Here is a 6,000-nt window from a genome sequence, read left to right on the forward strand (position 1 = left end):
TTCCCCTGACGGTCCGGTCCTTCGGTATTCGCTCAGGCCAGAACACCGCTGCGGCGAATACCGCCAGCGGAACCCCGATCGCGCTGCACCATCCGAGCGTGATCACGGCAGGTCTCGCAGCAGTCGCAGCACACGCCCGCACAGTTCGGCCTCGGCAGGCTCGACCGCGGTACCCGGCGAATTCAGCTCGGCAGCACCCGGAACCCGTTGCGGCAGAGTGCGCATCTCCAGATACACAGAGCCGTCGTTGTCGGTGTCTTCGTAGTCGGCGACCTCCAACAGTCCGCCGTCGAACACGACAACCCTCGTACGCCTGTTCATCGCGACCCCTCCTAGGCAGTTGGTAGGCACCCCGTGACCGGTTGGGCGTCACATGTCACGGGGGCCGGGTACGACGCTACGAACCGGCGTGGGCATCGGGCGAGACCTATGCCGAACTATGCTGATATTGGCTCGAACAGCGGCGGATAGCGCCATAGCGAGGGACACTGAACAGCAGCGCAAGCATAGTTGCGCCTAACTCGGATAGGAGATTGCGTCATGTGGTTAGAGTTCCTCGGCAAAGGTGGATCGGGAGACGGCGACTGTCCCACGCTCTACGCCACTGAGTTCGGATACCTGATCGTCGGCTGGAAGACTGACCAGCCCGAGACGGTAGAGATTCCACACCTGCTACTCGGTTTCCTCGAGCCAGACACGTTCATCGGAACCACGTTGATTGACACAGGAAGAGGCACATTCACGCTAACCGGGAAGCCGGTCACCGAGAGCGAGCTACTGGCACAGTTGACGATGGAGACCTACGAGACGGCTATCGAGGTGCCGAAAAGCGAGAGGACGTTCTACGGTGCAACTGGTGACCGGTAGCCCTTGGCCTGACCTATTCAGGCAGTGCCAGCGGGAGGCGTTCCACCTGGAGGTCAGAGACACTTACGCGGTACCAAGTGAGTCCGAACCGCTGCGCCGATTCCTCGACGGGGAGCCACCGGAGGAATACGACAAGCGGCCATGGACGGATCTTGTGCGAGAAACAACCGGGCGCGGGGTGTCCGTCTGTAGGGTCCGTGTCGTCACGGTCCCGCACAGCGACTATCAGCGGTGGTTATTGTCGGTGACCGGGAGCAACGTTGAGGCCGGGGAGGACATTCGTTATCTGCCCCGGCATTTGATTGATCCGAGCGACATTCCGCATGACGACTGGTGGTTATTCGACGGACAGCGGGTTGCATTCAACCTGATTGACCGGAATGGAAAACCCGCGGGGGCGGCAATAACAACCGACCCTACGATTGCCCACTTCTGCCAGAGCGCAAAAGATCAGCTTTGGCAAAAGGCAATACCGTTTGGCGAGTACGCCACGAGTACGGCAGCGTATACAGGCAAGTGACGAACACAGTCCAGCAACAACGAGAGGCGCTGGGGGCGAGGCTGAGAGAGCTTCGCCTCAGTGCTGGACTCAGCGGTAGCGAGCTTGCCCGCCGGACGGGTTGGCATCAGACTAGAGTCCCGAAAATCGAATACGGAAAGACAAAGCCCTCAGAGGCAGATATCCGGGTTTGGTGCGACCTGACCGGGGCGCAGGGTCAGGTAGCCGACCTTTTAGCCACAGCCCGGAACATTGAGGCGGCATATCTTGAATGGCGGCGCGTTCTCAACACGGGAACCAAGCGGCGGCAACATACGTCGGTAAAGCTTGCGGAACAGACAAAGCTGATGCGGATCTATCAGCCGACCCTGATACCGGGAATATTGCAAACTGTCGAATATGCGCGAGCCATCCTCGGCCGATCTATCGGATTCCACCACATACCCGATGACTTGGACGCTGGAGTAGCAAAGCGGTTAGAGCGGCAACAGCTGTTGTACAAAGGTGATCACCGATTTCATATCGTCATCGCGGAACAATCGCTTCTGACCACCGTCGGCAATGACGGCGTAATGATAGGTCAGCTCGACCGACTACTTGCCGCCAACGGCTTACCTCGGGTCGTGTTCGGCATTATCCCGGCGACTGCGGAACTGCCGATGCAGGTAACCAACTTCGTGATGTTCGACAACCGAATGGTTATGGTCGAAGGTATTACCGCTGAGTTGACGATTACGCAACCCGGAGAGATTGCCATCTACGGCCGGACGTTCGATATCCTGGCGAGTCAGTCCGTGACCGGCGACGCTGCACGGAAGCTGATCGGGGCAGCACTCGACAAGCGTCGCGCACGGCCGAAGGAATGATGAGCCAGGGCACTGCGCCCGGCCTGCCGGAATTGTTACGACCTACCTACTCGATTTCGGGCTATCGCGGCACGCCTGCCCAGCTCCGGCCGGTGATGAGCTCGTAGGCCTCCACATATTTCTGCCGTGTCGCCGCGACGACCTCGGCGGGGATCTCCGGGCCGGGCGGCTCCTTGTCCCAACCGGTGGAGGTGGCCCAGTCACGGACGAACTGCTTGTCGAACGAGCGTTGCACGCGGCCCGGTTCCCATTCGGCGGCGGGCCAGAAACGCGAGGAATCCGAGGTGAGCACCTCGTCGCCGAGGGTCAGGACGTCGCCGTCCCAGCCGAATTCGACCTTGGTGTCGGCGACGATGACGCCGCGTTCGGCGGCATGCGCCGCACCGCGGGTGTAGATGTGCAGGGTCAGTTCGCGCAGCCGCTCGGCGACCTCGCAACCTTCCTGGTTCACCACATCGGCGAAGGTGATCGACTCGTCATGTCCCTCGGACGCTTTGGTCGTCGGCGTGAAGATCGGCTCGGGCAGCTTGTCGCCCTCGCGCAGCCCTGGCGGCAGCGCCACCCCGGACACCGTGCCCGTCCGCCGGTACTCCGCGAGACCGGACCCGGTCAGGTAGCCCCTGGCGATGCATTCCACCTGCACCATCTTCAGCGGCTTGACCCGGATACCACGACCGGCGAACTCCGCGGGCACGTCGGTAGCGGAGACCACATGATTGGGCACATCGGTGAAGTACTCGAACCACCAATTCGACAACTGCGTCAGCAGCGCGCCCTTGTCCGGGATCGGCGTCGGCAGCATCACGTCGTACACCGACACCCGATCGGAGGCGACCAGCAACAGCGTGTCGCCGTCCTCGTACAGGTCACGCACCTTCCCGGCGTGCACATGCTTCAACGTCGAGCCTCCGAATCCGTGATGGTGAACCTGCCCTGCACCAGGCACAATACCGCCGCCCCTCGGCCCGGCCCGGCACGCCGTCCGCCTGCTGCGCTCCTGCCCTACCCCGGACGATCCGGCTTACCAGCTGTGATCGGGAAAGTCCCGCGCGGCCGGCCACACCGAGGTGGCATTGTTGGTGGCGCACGTGCCAGTTCTTCGACACGAAGGAGCCTTATGTCCGCACCCAACCTCACTCGTGAACAGGCGATCGAACGCGCCTCGACGGTGTCGGTCGAGAACTATCGCATCGAGCTGGACCTGACCGACGGGGCGGGCAAACCTGGCGAGCAGACCTTCTTCTCCCGCAGCACCGTCACCTTCACCGCGACGCCGGGCGCGAGCACGTTCGCCGACATCGTGGCGCGCGGTGTGCGCTCGGCGGTGCTCAACGGCACCGCACTGGACGTCTCCGGCTACGACGAGTCGGCCGGGATCGCGCTGGACGATCTGGCCGAGCGCAACGAGCTGGTGGTGGAGGCCGACTGCGAGTACTCGAACACCGGCGAGGGCCTGCACCGGTTCGTCGACCCCACCGACGACGCCGTGTACCTGTACTCGCAGTTCGAAACCGCCGACGCCAAGCGGATGTTCGCCTGCTTCGACCAGCCCGATCTGAAGGCCACCTTCGACCTCGCCGTCACCGCGCCCGCGGACTGGCAGGTCGTGTCCAACAGCGCCGTCGTGGAAACGCTCGCGCCGGAGCCGGGCAAGCACATCTTCCGCACCACCCCGAGGATGAGCACCTACCTGGTCGCGCTCATCGCGGGCCCGTACGCGCGGTGGACCGACATCTACACCGACGAGCACGGCAGCATCCCGCTGGGTCTCTACTGCCGTGCCTCGCTGGCCGAGTACATGGACGCCGAGCGGCTGTTCACCGAGACCAAACAGGGCTTCGGCTTCTATCACGGCAATTTCGGCGTCCCCTACGCGTTCGGCAAGTACGACCAGCTGTTCGTGCCGGAGTTCAACGCCGGTGCGATGGAGAACGCGGGCGCGGTGACCTTCCTGGAGGACTACGTCTTCCGGTCCAAGGTGACTCGCGCGTCCTACGAGCGTCGCGCGGAGACCGTGCTGCACGAGATGGCGCACATGTGGTTCGGCGACCTGGTCACCATGAAGTGGTGGGACGACCTGTGGCTGAACGAGTCCTTCGCCACCTTCGCCTCGGTGCTGTGCCAGTCCGAGGCCACCGAATACGCCAACGCGTGGACCACCTTCGCGAACGTGGAGAAGTCCTGGGCCTACCGGCAGGACCAGCTGCCCTCCACGCACCCGATCGCCGCGGATATCCCGGATCTCGCGGCCGTCGAGGTGAACTTCGACGGCATCACCTATGCCAAAGGCGCCAGCGTCCTGAAGCAGCTGGTGGCCTATGTGGGTTTGCAGCCGTTCCTGGCAGGGCTGCGCGCGTACTTCGCCGAGCACGCCTACGGCAACGCCACGTTCGACGATCTGCTTGCGGCGCTGGAGAAGTCGTCCGGGCGGGATCTGTCCACCTGGGGCGCGCAGTGGCTGAAGACCACCGGCCTGAACATCCTGCGCCCCGACTTCGAGGTGGACGCCGAGGGCAGATTCAGCTCGTTCGCCGTGGTCCAGGAGGGCGCCCAGCCGGGCGCGGGTGAGCGGCGCGTGCACCGTCTGGCCATCGGCGTCTATGACGATCAGGACGGAAAGCTGGTGCGCACCAAGCGCGTCGAGCTCGACCTCGACGCCGCCGAGCGCACCGAGGTCCCCGAGCTGGCCGGTGTGCCGCGCGGCACGTTCGTGCTGGTCAACGACGACGATCTCACCTACTGCTCGGTCCGGCTGGACGCCGGATCGCTCGACGTGCTGGTCAACCGTATCGCCGACATCGCCGAGCCGCTGCCGCGCACACTGGCCTGGTCGGCGGCCTGGGAGATGACTCGCCAAGCCGAGTTCCGCGCCCGCGATTTCGTCGCGCTGGTCCAGCGCGGAATCGGCGCCGAGACCGAAATCGGTGTGGTGCAACGACTTCTGATGCAGACCAACCTCACGCTGGGCAGCTACGCCGACCCGGCCTGGGCCGATGCCACCGGCTGGCCGGACTACGCGAACCGGCTCCTGGAGCTGGCTCGCGAAGCCGAACCGGGCTCGGATCACCAGCTGGCCTTCGTCAACGCGCTGACCGGCGCGAAACTGTCGGACTGGCACACCGAGGTGCTGCGCGAACTGCTCGACGGCGACCCGGCGAAGGTCGGACTGAGCGGACTCGTGGTCGACACCGACCTGCGCTGGCGGCTGGTGTCCGCGCTCGCGGCGGCGGGCGAGATCGATGCCGACGGCCTGGAGACACCCGTTATCGACCAGGAGCTGGCGGGCGACCCCACCGCCGCGGGCAAGCGCCAGGCGGCCGCGGCGGCGACGGCCCGGCCGATCGCCGAGGTGAAAGAACAGGCGTGGACCACGGTGATGCGCGACGACTCGGTGCCCAACGTCACCGCCCGCTCGATCGTCGGCGGCTTCGCGCCTCCCGGACAGGGTGACCTGCTCGCCCCGTACGTGGAGCGGTATTTCGCGGAGATCCCCAACGTCTGGGAGCGCCGCTCCAGCGAGGTCGCCCAGACCGTGGTGGTCGGCCTCTACCCGCATTGGGCGATCAGCGAGGACGCGGTGTCCGTCGCCGACAAGTTCCTCGCGGGCGACCACCCACCCGCGCTGCGCCGCCTGGTCAGCGAGGGCAAGGCAGGCATCGAACGCTCACTGCGCGCCCGCGCCTTCGACGCCCAGCCGTAAACGAAAAGACCAGCTGTCGGCGCCACCTCGGATTTCGCTGGTACGCAGTACTCGTGGGCGGCAGCTCG

General features: G+C 64.8%; 6 protein-coding genes. 4 read left to right on the forward strand and 2 right to left on the reverse strand.

What is annotated here, in order from left to right:
- Positions 1–102: 102 nt before the first annotated feature.
- The gene (locus AB0M45_RS32770) at positions 103–321 is read right to left on the reverse strand and encodes a hypothetical protein (protein ID WP_364337161.1); all 219 of its coding nucleotides are present in this window, start codon (positions 319–321) and stop codon (positions 103–105) included.
- 219 nt (positions 322–540) lie between these two features.
- Between AB0M45_RS32770 and AB0M45_RS32775 the strand changes: the two genes are divergently transcribed.
- Genes AB0M45_RS32775 through AB0M45_RS32785 form a run of 3 tightly spaced genes read left to right on the forward strand, consistent with a single transcriptional unit; the run spans position 541 to position 2,232 of the window.
- Entirely contained in the window at positions 541–867 is a 327-nt protein-coding gene (locus AB0M45_RS32775) for a hypothetical protein (protein ID WP_364337163.1), read from the forward strand.
- Positions 857–1,387, forward strand: a complete 531-nt coding sequence (locus AB0M45_RS32780; protein WP_364337165.1) for a DUF6879 family protein — start codon at positions 857–859, stop codon at positions 1,385–1,387. The genes AB0M45_RS32775 and AB0M45_RS32780 overlap by 11 nt, the downstream gene beginning before the upstream one ends.
- Positions 1,384–2,232: a helix-turn-helix transcriptional regulator gene (locus AB0M45_RS32785; RefSeq protein WP_364337167.1), complete on the forward strand. Its 849-nt coding sequence runs from the start codon at positions 1,384–1,386 to the stop codon at positions 2,230–2,232. The genes AB0M45_RS32780 and AB0M45_RS32785 overlap by 4 nt, the downstream gene beginning before the upstream one ends.
- Before the next feature lie 61 nt (positions 2,233–2,293).
- On the opposite strand, the gene AB0M45_RS32790 is transcribed toward AB0M45_RS32785, so the two are convergent.
- Positions 2,294–3,130: a phosphoribosylaminoimidazolesuccinocarboxamide synthase gene (locus AB0M45_RS32790; RefSeq protein ID WP_364337169.1), complete on the reverse strand. Its 837-nt coding sequence runs from the start codon at positions 3,128–3,130 to the stop codon at positions 2,294–2,296.
- 219 nt (positions 3,131–3,349) lie between these two features.
- On the opposite strand from AB0M45_RS32790, the gene pepN reads away from it, so the two are divergent.
- Positions 3,350–5,932, forward strand: coding sequence for an aminopeptidase N (gene pepN, locus AB0M45_RS32795; RefSeq protein WP_364337171.1), 2,583 nt, complete (start codon positions 3,350–3,352; stop codon positions 5,930–5,932).
- Positions 5,933–6,000: the final 68 nt, after the last annotated feature.

Source organism: Nocardia sp. NPDC051787 (assembly GCF_040681325.1).
Lineage (GTDB): Bacteria > Actinomycetota > Actinomycetes > Mycobacteriales > Mycobacteriaceae > Nocardia.

Excerpts from the sequence above, each read along its gene's own strand:
- pepN (WP_364337171.1), top strand. The coding sequence starts at position 3,350 with ATGTCCGCACCCAACCTCACTCGTGAACAGGCGATCGAACGCGCCTCG.
- AB0M45_RS32770 (WP_364337161.1), bottom strand. The coding sequence starts at position 321 with ATGAACAGGCGTACGAGGGTTGTCGTGTTCGACGGCGGACTGTTGGAG.
- AB0M45_RS32775 (WP_364337163.1), top strand. The coding sequence starts at position 541 with ATGTGGTTAGAGTTCCTCGGCAAAGGTGGATCGGGAGACGGCGACTGT.